The following is a 16805-nucleotide window of genomic DNA, read 5'->3' as shown; positions in this document are numbered from 1 at the left end:
GATTAGTGTTTAGCGAGTGTCTCGTGGGCTCTGTGATGTGTATAAGAGTCAGGGGCGAGGCAGCGTGGCAGGGGCGGGCGCCCCCCGGGGTGTCAGTCGATTTCGTAGTCGACCATGCATCCCGAGCTGAGGTAACGATCGACCTTGGCGCGGGTTTCCAGGTGCACGGGATGGGTGTGATAGGCGCGCAATGCTTCGCGATCGGTGAAAACGGTATATACGACGACATCCATGGCCTTGCTCGAGGTGCTGAAGTTCAGCCCCGCTTCGGATTCGAGCAGGCCGGGGATGCGGCCGCGCTGCGCGGCGATGGTCGAGCGGATGACTTCGAAGGCGGCTTCGCGGGTTTCGCCTTCATCCAGTTTCAGCCGCCACATGGCAATGTGCTTGATCATGCAAGTCCTTGGTGCAAAGTGAGGGGGTAACGAATTTCTCCGGTAATCAATGCTTGGCGAGTCGCCAAAGCGCAGTCGTTTCCGCAAGCCGTGCGGCATGAAGCGGGTCCGCCGCGGCTTGGGCCTTGGGGTGGCGCGGCCGGGTTTCCAGGCGGTCGATCACGCGCAGGCCCGCACGGTCGACCAGGTCGAGCAGGCTGGCGCGCGAACGGAGCCCAAGGTGCTCGGCGAGATCGGAAAGAATCAGCCAGCCTTCCCCGTCCGGTTCCAGGTGATCCGCGAGACCCGCCAGGAAACCCCGTAGCATGCGGCTGTCCGGGTCGTACACGGCGCGGTCGAGGTTGCCATGCGCCGGGCCAGGCACCCAGGGCGGATTGCACACGATGAGTCCCGCCCGTCCGTGGGGGAATAGATCAGCCTGCTCGATGCGCACGCGGCTGGCCAACCCGAGGCGGTCGATGTTCTCGCGGGCGCAGGCCAAGGCGCGCTCATCGGTGTCCGTGGCGATGATGCGGCGCACGCCGCGGCGGGCGAGCACGGCGGCGAGCACGCCGGTGCCCGTGCCGATGTCGAACGCGCAGTCCGCGCGGGGCAAGGGCGCCTGCGCCACGAGCTCCACGTATTCGCCCCGGACCGGGGAAAAAACGCCGTAGTGCGGGTGGATGCGGGCATTCAAGGCGGGGACGGGCACGCCTTTCTTGCGCCATTCGTGGGCGCCGATCACGCCTTGGAGCTCACGCAGCGAAACGACGGCTTCGGAATGAAGTTCGCCATAGGCTTCGCGGCAAGCCTGGCGCACGTCGGGCGCGCGCCGCAGCGGAATGGCGAAGCCGGCCTCGATGGGCACGAGCAGCATGCCGAGCACCCGCGCCCGCTGCAGTTGCGCCTGGCGGTACAGGTGGAAAGTTTGCGTGATCGTCTCGCCCGGCTTGAATGGCTTGCGATCCCATCGCCGGGCCATGGCCTGCAGTAATTGCCGGGCATTCTGGAAGTCGCCCCGCCACAGCAGCGCCGTGCCTTCGCATGCCAATCGATAAGCCGTGTCGGCCGGCATGCCGTCATCGGCTTCGACCACGCGCCGTGGCACCGGATGGCCACTGGCAGACAGCCATGCCGCCTGTCTCGGCCCAGGGGCGTTCCATTGCAAGTTGTCGGGGGCGGCTGTCACGGTGTGGCACATCCAAGGGCGGAAAGTCGGTCGAGTCTAACCCAAGCGCGAGCGAGAATGCCGGCAGCGATCGCCTCGCGGCGTTATCATCCATGCCCATGTATCGATGACTCAGTTGCCGGGGACGTGCCTCATGCCAGCCTTCGACTATGACCTTATCACCATTGGAGCCGGATCGGGCGGCGTGGCCGGTTCGCGCCGCGCGGCCTCGTACGGCGCGCGCGTGGCAATCTGCGAAGCCGACCGCGTGGGCGGCACGTGCGTCATTCGCGGCTGCGTGCCAAAAAAACTGCTGATGTACGGCACGCAGTTCGCCGAGGCGTTCGAGGATGCCGCGGGCTATGGCTGGAGCATCGAGGGCGCGAGCCTGGATTGGGGCGCCTTGGTGGCGGCCAAGGACCGCGAGATCGACAGGCTCGAGGGCGTGTACCGGCGCATGTTGGATCAGGCCGGGGTCACCCTGCTCGAAGGCCGGGCCACGCTGGTGGATCCGCATACCGTGGAGATTGGCGGGCGGCGCTATACGGCCGAGCGCATCCTGATCGCCACCGGCGGCCATGCGGTGTTGCCCGAGATCCCGGGCATCGAGCTGGCGATTACGTCCAATGAGGCATTGTCGCTCGCCCAACGGCCCGATGACGTCCTCATCGTTGGAGGCGGTTACATCGCCCTCGAGTTTGCCGGCATCTTCCGCGGCGCCGGGGCCAACGTGACTTTGGCCATACGGCGCGACCAGGTGCTGGGAGGATTCGACCACGACGTCCGGGAGGCCGTGGCAAGTGCCCTGCAGCGGCGCGGCATCGTCATCCGCCCGCGCACGCGCGTGGCCAGGCTCGAGCGTCGAGGCCACCGCATTGCTGTGGAGCTGGACGGCGGCGAAGTGTTGGAGGTCGACCAGGTGTTGATGGCGACCGGGCGTGCGCCCAATACCCGCGGGCTCGGGCTCGAAGCCTGCGGCGTAGAGCTAGGGGAGAACGGGGCCATCAAGGTCGACGCTTCATCCCAGACCAACGTGCCGGGCATTTATGCAGTCGGCGACGTGACCGATCGCCTGAACCTGACGCCTTGGGCCATCGCAGAGGCGAGGGCCTTGGCCGAGACGCTGTATAACGCCAACCCCATGCGGGCGGATGCGGAAAACGTACCGGCCGCGGTATTCAGCCAGCCGCCCGTTGCGACGGTCGGCCTGACGGAGGAGCAGGCCCGGGAGCGCTATGGCAAGGTGCGCGTTTATCGCTCGCGTTTCCGGCCGATGAAGAACACCGTGAGCGGCCGGGATGAACAGACCATGATGAAGCTAGTGGTGGACGACGCCAGCGACCGCGTCCTGGGATGCCACATGGTCGGGCCCGATGGGCCCGAGATCATCCAGGGCTTGGCCATCGCATTGAAATGCGGTGCGACCAAGCGACAATTCGACCAGACCATAGGGCTGCATCCGACGGCAGCCGAGGAGTTCGTCACCATGCGCGAACCGGTTGGAGCCTAAGGGGAATACCATGCAAGGAGCAGCACCTGCAGAGCTCGATGCCCCACTGATTTTGACCGTGGCGCCCAATGGTGCCTATAAGAAAACGTCTGATCATCCTGCCGTGCCCGTCACGCCCGGCCAGCTGGCCGAGACGGCGAAGCAATGCCTGGATGCGGGCGCCGCCATGCTGCACATGCACGTGCGCAAGGCCGATCAGTCGCACAGCCTGGAGCCGGACACATACTTGGCGGCCACGCGAGCGGTCAGGCAGGCGGTCGGCAACGAACTCGTGATCCAGATCACGACCGAGGCGGCCGGGGTGTACGCCCCCGACGAACAGGTAGCCGCCGTCATGGCGGTCAAGCCCGAGGCCGTATCGGTCGGGCTGCGCGAGATTGCCCTGGGGCCGCAGGCCGATGCGCGCGTCCAGTCGCTGTTTTCGTGGCTGGCTCGGGAACGCGTGATGACCCAGGTGATCTTGTACGACGTAGGCGACGTGGAGCGCTGGATGAATTACCGGCGCCGTGGCGTGGTACCGGATGCCCCCTGGTTCATATTGTTCGTCCTGGGGCGCTACAGCGCCGGACAGGTTTCGTCGCCGACGGATCTCCTGCCTTTCCTCGAAGCCTACGACCACGCGTATCCGTGGGCCATGTGTGCGTTCGGCCGCCACGAGCACGCGTGTGCAGCGGCCGCCGCGGCGCTGGGCGGCCATGTTCGGGTTGGGTTCGAGAACAATCTCTATCTGCGCGACGGCTCCACGGCGCCTGATAACGCGGCGCTCGTGCGGCAAGTTGCCGAGGTGGCGGCCGCGCTGGGGCGGCCCCTGGCGACGGCCGCGCAGGTCCGCGCCCGGTTCCACGGAAGGGAGTAGCCGGGCCGGGATATCGTCGATGCGGTGCGGATCAGTCGAGTTTGATGCCCGCCGCCTGGACGATTTTTCCCCATTTGGCCGTTTCGGCGTCCCGGTAGCGTGCAAAGTCGGCTGGCGTGCCACCCAGGGGCTGGGTGCCCGATTTCGCGAGTTCCTCTTTGTATTCCGCGCTGGCGAGAACCTTGTTGATCGTCTTGTTCAGCAAATCGACCGTTGCCTCGGGCGTTCCGGCCGGCGCGACCAGGCCGAACCACGCTTCCGAAGCGAATCCGGGCAAGGTTTCGGAGACGGAGGGCAGATCCTCCATGCCTTTCACCCGCTTTGGCGACGCGACGCCCAAGCCGTGCATTTTGCCAGCCTTGACGTAGGGCAGGGTACTCGGCGAGTTGTCGAACATGACTTGCACCACGCCTGCCATCAAGTCGGTCGCCGCAGGCGCGCTACCCCGATACGGGATGTGCTGGATGTTGATGCCTGCCTGGGTCTTGAGCAGCTCCATCGTGAGGTGGCTGGTCGTGCCGTTGCCTTGTGATCCGTAGGAAAGCTTATTCGGGTTCTTTCGCGCGTAGTCGATGAGTTCGGCGACGGTCTTGAACGGGGCCGACGGGTTCGCCACGAGCATGATGGGCACGGCCGCCAGGAGCGCGACGGGCGCGAAGCTCGTCACCGGGTCGTACCCAGGATTCTTGTAAAGATGTTGGTTGATGCTAAGGGGGCCGGCAGTGGACAGCAGCAGCGTGTAGCCATCGGGCTGGGCACGCGCCACGCTTTGCGCGCCTACGTTGCCACCTGCTCCCGGACGGTTTTCGACGATCACCGTTTGTTTCAGCTCCGCGCCGACGCGGGCCGCCAGCGTCCGCGCAATGATGTCGGTAGTGCCCCCGGGCGGGAAAGGCACGACGAAGGTGATGGGCTTTTCAGGATAGGCCGCATGCGCGCAGGCCGAGGCGGCGACTAGGGCAAGAGCGGTAAGCGCGCGTGGATGGAAATTCATGTGTAGTCTCCAGGGTATGTCGTGATCGATGATGTGAGGGCAGGCGTCGGGTCACTCGGGCAGATCGGCCGGGGTGAACCCATAAAGCGTCACCGGGTTGTCCACCAGCATTTGCCGGCGCTGCTCTGAGTCGGGTACCCACAGGGGGATGAGGTCCACGAGGTCTCCGTCGTTGGGCATGGGGCCGGCGTGTATGGGGTGCGGCCAGTTGCTTCCCCAGATCATGCGATCCGGCCGCGCTTGCACGACGCGGTGGATCATGGGGAGCATGTCCTCGTGGGGGTAGGGTTTGCTCGACAGGCGATACAGGCTCGCCAGTTTGATCCAGCAGCGGTCTGTCTCGAGCAGCGACATGACCGTGGCGAATGCGGCCGATTCGATGCCTTCGTCGGCGCGGATGCGCGCAAGGTGATCCAGTACGTAGTGGCATCTGAGGCGCCGCAAACGGTCGGCCACAGCAACCAGCTCTTCGGAGCGATGGAAATGGAGGAGCAGGTGCCATCCCATTTCTTCGGCCTCGGCAGCCAGTGCTTCGAGCTGGTCGAAGCCCACGCCGCCCGACACGACCGTGGACATGCGGAAACCGCGCACGCCTTTCTGGTGCAGGGCTTCGCGTTCACGCAAGGGAGTACCGGGCGGCAGCACGGCAATGCCCTTGATGCGCGGACCCAGTTTCTCGAGGGCGTCCAGCATGGCGGAGTTATCCGTGCCATGCGCGCCGCCTTGGACCAGGACACCTCGGTCGAAGCCCAAGGTGGCAAGCAAATCCCGGTATTGATCGACGGTGCAGTCCTCGGGGGTGTAGCTGCGCTCCGGCGAAAAAGGAAAGCGCTCCCGCGGGCCGAAAATGTGCGCATGGCAATCGCATGCGCCCCGCGGGACGGCAAAGGATGGCTTGCGGGTCGCCCGGTCAGGGCCTTGGCAAGGTTGCATGGCGGTCTCCTCCCAGTCAGTCTTGAGCGGACAGTTCCCGTTCGCGCTCTGCGATGCGTATGAGCATTTCCGCGCCGCGATTGGCGGCTGACACCCCCCGGAAAACGTAGGCCAGGTTCACCACCGATTGCAGCTCCTGCCAAGTCGCGCCGGCCCGGCGGGCGGCGACGCCATGGATGATGGCTGCGTCGCTCAATTCGACGACCAGCATGCCGAAGATCAGCAATTGGACTTGCTTTTCGTCGAAGACCGAGGACTCCAGGGCATGTGCGCGGACTTTTTCTTGGAGGTCGACCATGACGGGGTCCAGCGCACCGGTGACGTCTAGGCGTGCCTCGACACGGGGGGGAAGGAACCCTGCCATTTCCCGGTAGCTTTGCGCGCGCTGTTCCTTGCTGGCCTGCGGGTCGGCGTAGGGGCCGAACGTATCTTGGACAAATTGAGGATCGGGTCGGGCCATCTCATCTCCTTATCGATCATGCAATAGTAATCGATTATTTTTGAAAACTCACGTTTTTAGGATAAATCGATTATTTGGGGGAGACGGCGTGGAACCGGCTAGAATGTGAACTGCACTTCGCTCCTTTTCTGTTTGAGTTCAGCATGACCACACTCCTTGATACGACACCCGCCAGCGGTCCGACCTTGTCAACGACTTTGGTTGAAGCGCTGCGCAATGCGATTCTGGGAGGGGAGTTGTTGCCGGGCAGCAAGCTGCGCCTGGACGAATTGCGGGAACACTACGACGTCAGCCTGAGTCCGCTGCGGGAAGCATTGACCCGATTGGTCTCTGACGGCCTTGTCGTGACGACCGACAAGAAGGGTTATCGGGTCGCGCCAGTGTCGGCGGACGACTTCCGCCAGGTCACGGCTTTGCGGTTGAACCTCGAAGTGATGGCGCTCGCCGAGTCGATCAAGCGGGGCGACGAAAAGTGGGAAGATGCCCTGGTGGCGACGTATCACCGCTTGAGCCGACTGGAGGCCGTCGACCGCAGCGGCGACAAGTTGCCTGCTTGGGAGCGGGCTCACCGGGCCTTTCACATCACGCTATTCTCGGCTTGCGGGATGCCGTTGTTGCTGCGCTTTTGCAATACCTTGCATGACCTCGGGGATCGCTACCGGCGTTTGTTCTTGGCGACGAACTCGCCAGACCGCAATGTGCCAGCCGAACACGAGGCGATTTTTAATGCGGCGCTCGACCGCGACGCCGAGCGTGCATGCGAGATCCTGCGCCAGCACTTGTCGCGTACGGGGGCCAATCTCTTGAGCGTGTTGCCCGAGGCCGGTACGCCGTCCGGGCAGGCAACCCGGCGCTCAACCCGCCGGCGGGTAAGTCCGGCAGCCCAGCAATGAAGACAGGTCGCGCGCAGCTTCGATGACGACCCGTTCCGCAAGCGCGCGGGAGTCCTCGCCTGCGCCGAGCGCATTTTCCGGGCCGGCGACGCTGATGGCGGCGGTGACATCGCCGAGCGGACCGAACACCGGTGCGGCACAGGAGTTGATGCCCTGCTCGAAGCCGGAAAAGCTCCAGGCGCAGATGCGCTCCCGGTCAGCCGTGATTTGGGCTTTCAGCTTGCGGGCATCGGCGGCGGCAAGCGGTTCACCGGACAGGAGGACCTCGAGCGCGGCCTTCGGTTGCCAAGCCAGCAAGACACGGCCCGGGGTCGTCAGGTGCGCGGCCACCCGGCTGCCCACCTTGATGTTGCTCACCAGGCCTGCTTCGGGCATGTCACGCAACATGTAGACGACATGGCCGCCGTCGAGCGTCGCCAAGTAAGCCGAGGCGTTCAACCGCGAGCGAACGGTCGACAGCACGCGTCGGCCGAGATCGAGCATGTCGTTGGCCGCCGTCGCGGCCGTGGCCAGCTTGAGGAAGGCCAGGCCGATGCGGTGGCCTCCCTGGGGAAGGGGCTCGAGCACGCCTTCATGCTCGAGCGTGGCGATCAGCCGCATGACGGTCACCCGGTTGACGTCGATGGAGCGTCCGACCTCGCTCAAATTCGACGTGCTGCCGCCTTCGACGACATAGCGCAGCAGGCGGAACGCCCGCTGCACGGGAGAAACCAATTGGGTCTTGGCGGGAGTTTCGTCGTCGAGCGCTTCGGCGGTACGGGGCATGGGGATCAGGCCAGGGGGACACCCCAGGCATTGTATTCGTAGACCCAATCGGCATTTCCGCCTTCCTTGAGCCAGTTGTTGCTGCGCGAACCGATCTGGATCTTCGCCGTGCGGTCGAGGCGGGCCGCTTCGTACCGCTTCAGGGCTGCGGCTGGATCGTCCGGCGTATGCGCGAGCTGGCGAGCGAGGACGACCGCGTCTTCAATCGCCATGCCGGCGCCTTGCGCCATGAAGGGCATCATCGGGTGGCAGGCGTCGCCCAGGAGCGTAATGTTGCCGCGGGACCAGGAGGGCAGCGGGTCGCGGACGTACAAGGCAGACTTCAGCACCTCGTCGCAGGCATCGAGCAGCGCGCGTGCTTCGGGATGGAAGTTCGCGTAAGAGGCACGCAGCTCGTCGACGCTGCCGGGCATGGTCCAAGATTCGTGGCGCCAGCTGTCTTGCGGGATGGTGGCGAAGATGAAAATGTCGCGCCCACGGTTGAGCGGGAAAGTGACGATCTGCGTATCGAGGTTGGGCCCCCACCATTTGGTGAACGCGCCGAGGTTGGGCAGCCCTTCCAATTTCGATGCGGGAACGACAGCCCGGTAGGCGACGACGCCGGTGAACTCCGGATACTCGTCCCCCAGCAGGTATTTGCGAACGGTGGAATGGATGCCGTCGGCTCCGACCAGCACATCGACCCGCTGGGAGGTCCCATCTTCGAAGTGGACGGTAATGCCGTCTGCGCCTTCTTCTATGCGCGTGGTGCGTTTGCCCAGGTAGATGGTGTCGGCCGGCACCGCTTGTTCGAGCGCGGACAAGAGGTCCGCGCGGTGCATGGTGAGCTGGGGCGCGCCGTAGCGTTTCTCTGCGGCTTCCGACATTTCCAGGCGCGAGGTTTCCTCACCCGTATCCCAGGTGCGGCTGATGCGATGGGTGGGGCGTGCAGCGGTCTTGCGCAATTCATCCCCCACGCCGAGGCCGTCCAGGGCAAGCACGGCGTTGGGCGTGAGGTTGATGTCTGCGCCCACGCGCGCAAAGCGCGGCGCCTGCTCGAAAACCACGGATTCCAGGCCGAGCTTGCGCAAAGCGATCGCCGCCGCCAATCCGCCTATGCCTGCGCCACTGATACCGATGAGGGGCGATGCCATGGGAATGCTCCTGAAGGATGTATGTACAAAAATGAACAAGTAGTTCAAAAAATTCTATTGATGGATTCCGTAGCTGTCAATGGGGTGTGCGCGCCGTGCCCTGTCTGGGCCGACGGCGACGCGGCGGAAACTTTGGGGACGGATCTGCAAACAAGTGAGCTCTTGCGCTTTGGGCGGCCGTGGCCGGTGGTACAGTCCTGCCAAAACAGCAGGGTTGGTGTCATGTCTGGAAGCAGGCCAATTTCGTGGGGGCATTTTTTGTTTTGCTTTTTCATCCATGCCGGGCTGTTGCACGCGGTGGGCGCCGGCGGGAAGCTGGGCAGCGACGCGTTCAGCCGCATGGGAGGCCGCGCATGAGGATTTGGCTCTCGGCGCTTTGCTGGCTGTTCTTGGCCGTGGGGCAGGCGTGGGCCGACGAGCGCATTCTCGAGTTCTTCAGCGACATCAAGGTCGAGCAGGACGGCGATTTGCTGGTTACCGAGAATCTGCGCGTGCGCTCCATCGGCAAGCAGATACGGTACGGCTTGCAGCGGGATTTCGCGCAGCTCTACCGGCGGGCAGATGGCAGTTGGATCAACGCGAGGCTAGATGTCGTGTCGGTGAGGCGGGACGGGCGCCCCGAGTCGTTTGCCGTCTCTCGCCTCAAAGACGGCGTGCGCATCGCGACGGGGCGCCAGGATGTGGTGTTCCGGCCCGGGGAATACCAATATACGCTGACCTATCGGGTGACGCGCCAGCTGCAGGCAGCGGGCGGGCAGGACCGCCTCGCCTGGGATGCCACGGGCGGGGCCTGGAACCTGCCCATCGACAAGGTGCGCGTGCGCGTCGTCCTGCCGGAAGAGGCTCCCATCGAAGACGCGAAGGTGGCGGGAGAGGGCGGGGGCAGCCCGGGCGAGCTCGTGGAGCGGGAGCCGGGCCGCGCAGTGTTCGTGTCTACCCGCGGACTGGCTCCCGGCGAGAACATGGCCGTCGAATTGGCTTGGCCGGCCGGGTTCGTCCAGCGGCCTGGCCCGGTCCGCGCCTGGTGGCACGGCGTCCAGGACCGGGCCGAGATCTGGGCGGCCGCGCTGGGCGCGGTGCTGATCTTGCTCTACTACGGGGCAACGTGGCTGCGGGTCGGAGCCTGGGTGCGGCGCAACCAGGCGCCGGTTTCCGAACCTCCGGAAGGCCTTTCCGCGCCGGCGCTGCGCTATGTGTACCGCAAGGAGTATGACCGCTGGGCTTTCTTGTCGGGGATGATGGAATTGCTGGCGCGCCGCTCGGTCAGGCTGCGCGTCCAGGAGGATGGCCGCTACCTAGAGCGCCTCTCCAACCAGGCCGGCGGCGATGCCCGGCAGGACGGGCTGCTCCACGGCATGCTCAGTCGATTCTTTTCGGGCGGGCGCAGCCTGCTGCGGCTGGACGGTCTCTACCGTCATTGCTATGACGAGGCACAAGACGCGCAGCGCAAGCGCCTGGAGGAAACTTACGGACGCGTCCTTTTCTACAAGGCCGACGGCTGGGCACGCAAGGCGTTCTATCTCTGGTTGCTCCTGGCTGCCAGCCTCGTGGGGTTGGCGCTCGTGCGCGAGGGTAGCCTGCTTGCATGGGAGGCGTGGAGCATGCTCGTGCCGTTGCCGGCGGTGCCCGCGTTGTTCGCCGTGCAGGCGCAATGGCGCTCTGGCGCCACGAGCTTTCCAAGCAGGTTGGTCCTGGGCGCATTGGCGGTAGCGTGCTTGGTCGCTGGCGTGGTGCTGATCCACAGGCACGCGGAGTCATGGCCCCTGCTGTTCGTGGGCCTCACGCCGCTCGTGCTCCTTGCCGTGGTGTGCATGGGTGCAGCGGGGCTGCAAGGCTATACCGACCAAGGTCGCGCGCTGCGCGCACAAGTGGATGGTTTCCGGCAGTTCTTGGCGCATCCTGAGCCAGCCTCCGACACCCTGGCCCCGGACGCCGTGCTTGCCCGGTACGAGCGCTACTTGCCCTATGCGCTTGCCTTGGACGTGGAGCGCCGTTGGTCGGCCGCGCATGCGCAGGCGCACTCGGCGACCCCGGCGACGCTTGCCGACATGCAGGCTCGGTACGGTGGTTCGCTCGACGTGTTGGTCCGTCCGCATCGTGTCATGGCCTCGCTCGATCGATGGGCGGCGACGGCCGTGCGTGGGGCGGGAGGCGTGCAGGGCGGGGAAACCGCCGGTGGGCGGCGCTAAAATCGAACAAACATGGAGTCTTCCGCATGGCCATTACGATCAAGTCCCCGCAAGAAATCGAAGCAATGCGCGTTGCGGGCGCCATGGCGGCCGAGGTCCTCGAGATGATAGGTGAGTACGTGCAGCCCGGCGTCTCTACTGAAGAACTGGACCGCCGCTGCTACGAATACATCACCAAGGTGCAAAAAGCGATCCCGGCCAACGTCGGCTACCACGGGTTTCCCAAGACGCTGTGCACCTCCATCAACAATGTCGTCTGTCATGGCATCCCCAAGCCCCAGGATGTGCTGCGCGAGGGCGACATCGTCAACATCGACGTGACGGTCATCAAGGACGGCTGGCACGGCGACACCAGCAGGATGTATTTCGTCGGCAAGCCTTCCCCCGAGGCCGAGCGCCTCGTCAACGTGACGTTGGAGAGCATGATGCGCGGCATCGCCGCGGTCAGGCCCGGCGCCACGCTGGGCGACGTGGGGGCCGCGATACAGGCCTATGCGGAAGATGCCGGTTTCTCGGTGGTGCGCGATTTCTGCGGCCACGGCATCGGCCGCAAGTACCACGAGGCGCCGCAGGTCCTGCATTACGGCAAGCCCGGAACCGGACTGCGCCTCAAGAAAGGAATGGTGTTTACCATCGAGCCCATGCTCAACGCCGGCCGCCACGAAGTCAGGGTCTTGGACGACGACTGGACCGTGGTGACCGTGGACGGCTCGCTCTCGGCCCAGTGGGAGCACATGGTCGCCGTGACCGACGACGGCTACGACATTCTCACCGCGTGGCCGGGCAAGAGCGTTCTATAGTAACGCTTTTGCTTTTCCGGTCCTTCCCTCCTCATGTCGTCTCCTTCCCCCGTCTCCCGTCCCAACGCGCAAAGCTCGCTCGCGCAATGGCTGGCTTATCTCGAATCCATCCATGCCCGCCCCATCGACATGGGGCTGGAACGGGTGCGGGCCGTGGCCGATCGCCTCGGCCAGAAGCTCGACGCGGTCACCATCGTCGTCGGCGGCACCAATGGCAAGGGATCGACCTGCGCCATGCTCGAGGCCATGCTGCTGGCGGCGGGCTATCGCGTCGGGCTGTATACCTCCCCGCACCTGCTCGATTTCAACGAGCGCGCGCGCATCAATGGCGAGCCCGCGAGCGACGCGGCGTTGGCCGAGCAGTTCGCTGCGGTGGACGAGGCGCGCGGGGAGGTCTCGCTGACCTATTTCGAGCTCACGACCCTTGCCATCCTTCGGTTGTTCGCCGGTGCCGGCCTCGACGCGGTCATCCTCGAAGTCGGCCTGGGAGGGCGCCTCGATGCCGTGAACGTCGTGGATGCCGATTGCGCCATCGTGACGAGCGTGGACTTGGACCACGTCGAGTGGCTGGGCGATGACCGGGAGAAGATCGGCTGGGAAAAGGCCCACATCTACCGGCCCGGCAAGCCGGCCATCTGCGCCGACCCGGTGCCACCGCAATCGCTGATCGATTATGCCGAGAGCATAGGCGCCGACCTCTGGCGCTTCGGGCGCGATTACAACTATGCGGGCGACAAGCAGCAGTGGAGTTATGGCGGTCGCGCCCAGCGGCGCAATGCGTTGGCCTATCCGGCCCTGCGTGGCGCAAACCAGCTTCTCAACGCCTCGGCGGCGCTCGCTGCGCTCGAGGCGCTGCGCGACCGCTTGCCGGTGCCCCAGCAGGCCGTGCGGCTCGGACTGCTGCAGGTGCAGCTGCCAGGGCGTTTCCAGATCCTGCCTGGCCGGCCGACGGTGATCCTGGACGTGGCCCACAATCCTCATGCCGCGGCGGTACTCGCCCAGAATCTCGACAACATGGGCTTTTTTCCCTACACCTACGCGGTGTTCGGGATGCTGGGCGACAAAGACGTCGATGGCGTCATCGCCAAGCTCGGCGGACGCGTCGACCATTGGCTGTGCGCCGGCTTGCCGGGGCCGCGCGGCTTGGGCGGGGAAGAGCTCGCAGCGCGTTTGCGCGCGCTCGGGGTCAAGGAAGACAAGGAGTCGTCCATCCAAGTCCATGCCGATCCGGCCGCGGCTTTTGCCGCAGCGCAAGAGAGGGCGGGAGAGGGTGATAGAATCTTGGTCTTCGGATCTTTCCTTACCGTGGCGGGTGTGCTGGCATCCATGCGCACGGCCAAGGCTGCCCACGCGGGCTGAGCCCGGCCTTGCAGGCGCTACCCGAGGCACCGCCGCGTGTTTTAGCCGGACGTATCAATGGGATTGCTCGAGCGCAAGAAAAAGGCGGCCTCCACGACGGCCAAGTCCAGCCGCGCCGGTTATGCAGCCGGCGGCGAATCGCAGGATCCCGCACAGGAAGCGCGCCGGCGTGCGCGGCGCCGGCTGGTCGGCGCCATCGCGCTGGTCTTGGCAGCGGTAGTCGTGCTGCCCATGGTGCTCGATTCCGAGCCGCCCCTGTTGCCCGACGATATCCCCATCCAGATTCCCGACCGGCATGCCGCCCCGGAAGTGGCCAAGGCGCCCGAGCCGGAGCCGCCCGCCGAGGAAAAGCCGGCCGCGCCTGTGCCCGCCGCCCCCGTACCCGCTAAGCCCGAGCCCGCCAAGCCGGCGCCGCAACCTGAACCTCCAAAGCCGGCGCCTGTCCAACCTGAGCCGCCCAAGCCGGCGGCGAGTGCGCCCACGCGTCCGTCGCAGAGCGATGCCGCCCGGGCCGAGGCGGCGCGTGCCCGCGCTTTGCTGGAGGGTGGGGCCCTGGCCGAGGCGGCACCCAAGTCTGAAAGCAAGGGCGGCTTTGCCGTGCAGATCGCGGCGTTTTCCACCGAGGAGCGCGCCAACGACATGCGCGACCGGTTGAGCGCCGCGGGCATCAAGAGCTTTACCGAGCGCGTCCGGACCAGCAAGGGTGACGTGTTCCGCGTCCGGGTCGGTCCGTTCGCCACGCGCGAGGCTGCCGATGCAGCGCGGGCGCGCATCACGTCGGCAGGCTTTAGTAGTTCCATCGTGCCGCTGTGACCCATTTCGACTACGGCGTCTTGCTGATACTTGGGGCGTCGGTGGTAATCGGCCTCTTTCGCGGATTCGTCAAAGAGGTGCTGTCCCTGATCGCATACGTCGCGGCGTTCGTTGGCGCCGTGCGCTACGGTCCCGCCGCGTACGACTGGCTGGCGGGCTTGGTCGAGAATTCGGGCCTGCGGGCAGTGGTTGCCTATGCAGGCGTGTTCATCGCGGTGCTCCTCGCGGTAGGTGTCGTCAATCTTGCGTTGGGAATGCTGATCAAGGCGACGGGGCTGTCCCTCGCCGACCGCGGCATGGGTGCGTTGTTCGGCCTGGTGCGCGGCGTGGTCATCGTGCTGGTTCTGGTGGTTGCAGCGGGGTTTACGCCTTTGCCCAAGGAGTCGTGGTGGACCGAGGCGGTCTTGTCGCCGTACGCCGAAGAGGGTGCGCGTGCGGTCAAGCCGTACCTGCCGGAACAGTTTGCGGACTGGATCCGCTATTAAGTTTGTGCTGCTGAAAAGAGGCTCTCATGTGTGGAATCGTCGGTGTCGTCTCGGGCGCACCGGTTAATCAGTTGCTCTACGACAGCCTGCTGCTGTTGCAGCATCGCGGTCAAGATGCGGCGGGCATAGCCACGTCGCAGGGCAATACGTTCAATATGTTCAAGGCGCATGGCCTGGTGCGGGACGTCTTCCGCACGCGCAACATGCGTGCGCTGCCCGGCAATTCGGGCATCGGCCAAGTCCGCTATCCGACCGCCGGCTCAAGCTCCAGCGCGGAAGAGGCCCAGCCCTTCTACGTCAATGCGCCATTCGGCATTACGTTTGCCCACAACGGCAATCTGACGAACTGGGAGTCGCTGCGCGAGGAACTGTTCCGCGTCGATCGCCGGCACATGAACACGAACTCCGATTCCGAGGTGCTGCTCAACGTGCTGGCGCACGAGCTGCATCGTTCGTCCACCGGGGTGTCGCTGGACGAAGACGCCATTTTCAAGGCGGTCGCGGCCGTTCATCGCCGCGTGCGGGGGGCCTACGCGGTGGTGGCCGAGATTGCCGGATACGGCATGCTGGCGTTCCGCGATCCGTTCGGCATCCGGCCGTTGTGCCTCGGCAAGCTCGAGACCGACTCCGGCGTCGAGTGGATGATCGCTTCCGAGTCGGTCGCCCTGGAGGGCATGGGCTTCAAGCTCGAGCGCGACGTGGCGCCGGGAGAGGCCATCTTCATCGACCGCGACGGCCGGATGTCGTCGCGCCAGTGCGCCGACAACCCGCAGCTGAGCCCGTGCATTTTCGAGTATGTCTACTTCGCCCGTCCGGACTCGCTGATGGATGGCGTCTCGGTGTACGGTGCCCGGCTTCGCATGGGCGAGTACCTTGCGGACAAAGTCGCCCGCAACCTGCGCCTGGGCGAGGTGGACGTGGTCATGCCCATCCCGGACTCGGCCCGTCCCGCCGCGATGCAGCTGGCCGCGCGACTGAACCTCGATTACCGCGAAGGCTTCATCAAGAACCGCTACGTCGGCCGGACCTTCATCATGCCCGGCCAGGCGGTGCGCAAGAAATCGGTCCGCCAAAAGCTCAACGCCATGAGCGAGGAATTCAAAGGCAAGAACGTCCTCATCGTCGACGACTCCATCGTCCGCGGCACGACCAGCGGCGAGATCGTCGAGATGGCCCGGGCGGCCGGCGCCAACAAGGTGTTCTTTGCTTCTGCCGCGCCACCCGTGCGTTTCCCCAACGTGTACGGCATCGACATGCCCACGCGCAGCGAGCTGATCGCACATGGACGCACGGATGAGGAAATCGCGCGCGTGATCGGCGCCGATGCGCTGGTCTACCAAGACCTCTCCGCCATGCGGCAGGCCGTAACCGACATGAATCCCAACCTCACCCAGTTCGAAACCTCGTGCTTCGATGGTCACTACATTACTGGCGATGTGACGCCTGAGTACCTGGACCACATCGAGCACGTGCGCAACAACCGCGACAAAGTGGCGCCGGGGGGCTTGCAGGTCAATCTGGGATACGCCCCGAACGACGTTTGACCGAAGAGTCTGGTGTGAACGTTGGTGCGAAGGCGCGCATCGTCAGGTGCGCGCTTTTTTTTCGGCCTGTCGGTAATCCTGGCCAGGCATCACAGCCGGGCGTCGAATATAAGCGCTTGTTTTGCTGTCGCGCGCTTCTTAGACAAATTCCGATATATGCACATTACGAACCGGTCGTTTTAATCATCACGCGGTATTTGTAAGCTGCGGTCTGGGCGTGTCCTAAGCGCATACCTACGCCCGCCGCCGGCAGAGCGCCGGCCTCCGCCTTCCGCCATCCGGCCACCTCTAGAGGCTTGCTGCATGTATCAGTATCAACCCATCGACCAACTGCTGGTCGATCAGCGCGTCGCGCAGTTTCGTGACCAGACGCGGCGCTTCCTGAACGGGCAATTGAGCGAGGACGAATTCCGCACGCTGCGGCTGCAAAACGGCTTATATATCCAGCGGCACGCGCCCATGCTGCGCATCGCCATTCCCTATGGCATGCTGGCGTCCCGCCAGCTGCGCACCTTGGCCTATATCGCGC

16 protein-coding genes and 1 pseudogene are annotated in these 16805 nt (G+C 65.1%); 10 read left to right on the top strand and 7 right to left on the bottom strand.

What is annotated here, in order from left to right:
* Window positions 1–92 precede the first annotated feature (92 nt).
* Together IRZ12_RS08120 and IRZ12_RS08115 are read right to left on the bottom strand one after the other, a co-directional pair.
* Window positions 93–395: a Dabb family protein gene (locus tag IRZ12_RS08120; protein ID WP_296466966.1), complete on the bottom strand. Its 303-nt coding sequence runs from the start codon at window positions 393–395 to the stop codon at window positions 93–95.
* A gap of 46 nt (window positions 396–441) precedes the next feature.
* Window positions 442–1563, bottom strand: coding sequence for a class I SAM-dependent methyltransferase (locus IRZ12_RS08115; protein ID WP_296466963.1), 1122 nt, complete (start codon window positions 1561–1563; stop codon window positions 442–444).
* A 133-nt stretch (window positions 1564–1696) separates the two neighbouring features.
* Between IRZ12_RS08115 and gor the strand changes: the two genes are divergently transcribed.
* Together gor and IRZ12_RS08105 are read left to right on the top strand one after the other, a co-directional pair.
* Window positions 1697–3052, top strand: a complete 1356-nt coding sequence (gene gor / locus IRZ12_RS08110) for a glutathione-disulfide reductase (RefSeq protein WP_296466960.1) — start codon at window positions 1697–1699, stop codon at window positions 3050–3052.
* Between the two features lie 10 nt (window positions 3053–3062).
* The gene (locus tag IRZ12_RS08105) at window positions 3063–3908 is read left to right on the top strand and encodes a 3-keto-5-aminohexanoate cleavage protein (protein ID WP_296466958.1); all 846 of its coding nucleotides are present in this window, start codon (window positions 3063–3065) and stop codon (window positions 3906–3908) included.
* Between the two features lie 31 nt (window positions 3909–3939).
* Here IRZ12_RS08105 and IRZ12_RS08100 read toward each other — a convergent pair whose 3' ends face one another.
* The 3 genes from IRZ12_RS08100 to IRZ12_RS08090 are packed head-to-tail and all read right to left on the bottom strand — an operon-like array spanning window position 3940 to window position 6295.
* On the bottom strand, window positions 3940–4902 hold the full coding sequence (locus IRZ12_RS08100) for a tripartite tricarboxylate transporter substrate binding protein (RefSeq protein ID WP_296466955.1): 963 nt from the start codon (window positions 4900–4902) through the stop codon (window positions 3940–3942).
* A 51-nt stretch (window positions 4903–4953) separates the two neighbouring features.
* On the bottom strand, window positions 4954–5835 hold the full coding sequence (locus tag IRZ12_RS08095; RefSeq protein ID WP_296466952.1) for an amidohydrolase: 882 nt from the start codon (window positions 5833–5835) through the stop codon (window positions 4954–4956).
* 16 nt (window positions 5836–5851) lie between these two features.
* Complete coding sequence (locus IRZ12_RS08090; RefSeq protein WP_296466949.1) at window positions 5852–6295, bottom strand: carboxymuconolactone decarboxylase family protein; 444 nt, start codon at window positions 6293–6295, stop codon at window positions 5852–5854.
* A gap of 143 nt (window positions 6296–6438) precedes the next feature.
* Between IRZ12_RS08090 and IRZ12_RS08085 the strand changes: the two genes are divergently transcribed.
* Window positions 6439–7188 (top strand): GntR family transcriptional regulator, encoded by a 750-nt coding sequence (locus IRZ12_RS08085; protein ID WP_296466946.1) that lies wholly within the window; start codon window positions 6439–6441, stop codon window positions 7186–7188.
* Here IRZ12_RS08085 and IRZ12_RS08080 read toward each other — a convergent pair.
* A complete protein-coding gene (locus IRZ12_RS08080; protein ID WP_296466943.1) occupies window positions 7150–7953 on the bottom strand; it encodes an IclR family transcriptional regulator in 804 nt (267 codons plus the stop codon). The genes IRZ12_RS08085 and IRZ12_RS08080 overlap by 39 nt on opposite strands.
* A 5-nt stretch (window positions 7954–7958) precedes the next feature.
* Window positions 7959–9086: an FAD-dependent monooxygenase gene (locus IRZ12_RS08075; protein ID WP_296466886.1), complete on the bottom strand. Its 1128-nt coding sequence runs from the start codon at window positions 9084–9086 to the stop codon at window positions 7959–7961.
* A gap of 353 nt (window positions 9087–9439) precedes the next feature.
* On the opposite strand from IRZ12_RS08075, the gene IRZ12_RS08070 reads away from it, so the two are divergent.
* From IRZ12_RS08070 to IRZ12_RS08040, 7 genes and pseudogenes are all read left to right on the top strand, one after another.
* The gene (locus IRZ12_RS08070; protein ID WP_296466883.1) at window positions 9440–11275 is read left to right on the top strand and encodes a DUF2207 domain-containing protein; all 1836 of its coding nucleotides are present in this window, start codon (window positions 9440–9442) and stop codon (window positions 11273–11275) included.
* 26 nt (window positions 11276–11301) lie between these two features.
* The gene (gene map / locus IRZ12_RS08065) at window positions 11302–12075 is read left to right on the top strand and encodes a type I methionyl aminopeptidase (RefSeq protein WP_296466880.1); all 774 of its coding nucleotides are present in this window, start codon (window positions 11302–11304) and stop codon (window positions 12073–12075) included.
* 33 nt (window positions 12076–12108) lie between these two features.
* On the top strand, window positions 12109–13434 hold the full coding sequence (gene folC / locus IRZ12_RS08060) for a bifunctional tetrahydrofolate synthase/dihydrofolate synthase (RefSeq protein WP_296466878.1): 1326 nt from the start codon (window positions 12109–12111) through the stop codon (window positions 13432–13434).
* A gap of 57 nt (window positions 13435–13491) precedes the next feature.
* Window positions 13492–14247: an SPOR domain-containing protein gene (locus tag IRZ12_RS08055; RefSeq protein WP_296466874.1), complete on the top strand. Its 756-nt coding sequence runs from the start codon at window positions 13492–13494 to the stop codon at window positions 14245–14247.
* Complete coding sequence (locus IRZ12_RS08050) at window positions 14244–14732, top strand: CvpA family protein (protein WP_296466871.1); 489 nt, start codon at window positions 14244–14246, stop codon at window positions 14730–14732. The genes IRZ12_RS08055 and IRZ12_RS08050 overlap by 4 nt, the downstream gene beginning before the upstream one ends.
* A gap of 26 nt (window positions 14733–14758) precedes the next feature.
* Window positions 14759–16276 carry an amidophosphoribosyltransferase gene (gene purF, locus IRZ12_RS08045; protein ID WP_296466868.1) on the top strand — a complete coding sequence of 506 codons (1518 nt, stop codon included), beginning with the start codon at window positions 14759–14761 and terminating at the stop codon, window positions 16274–16276.
* 303 nt (window positions 16277–16579) lie between these two features.
* Window positions 16580–16805, top strand: a pseudogene (locus IRZ12_RS08040) (nitrite/sulfite reductase); the annotation flags it as partial.

Source organism: Pigmentiphaga sp. (assembly GCF_019689535.1).
In the GTDB taxonomy this organism is placed as follows: Bacteria; Pseudomonadota; Gammaproteobacteria; order Burkholderiales; family Burkholderiaceae_B; genus Pigmentiphaga.
The sequence above is the reverse complement of the archived record's forward strand: the minus strand, read 5'-3'. Positions and strand labels throughout refer to the sequence as shown.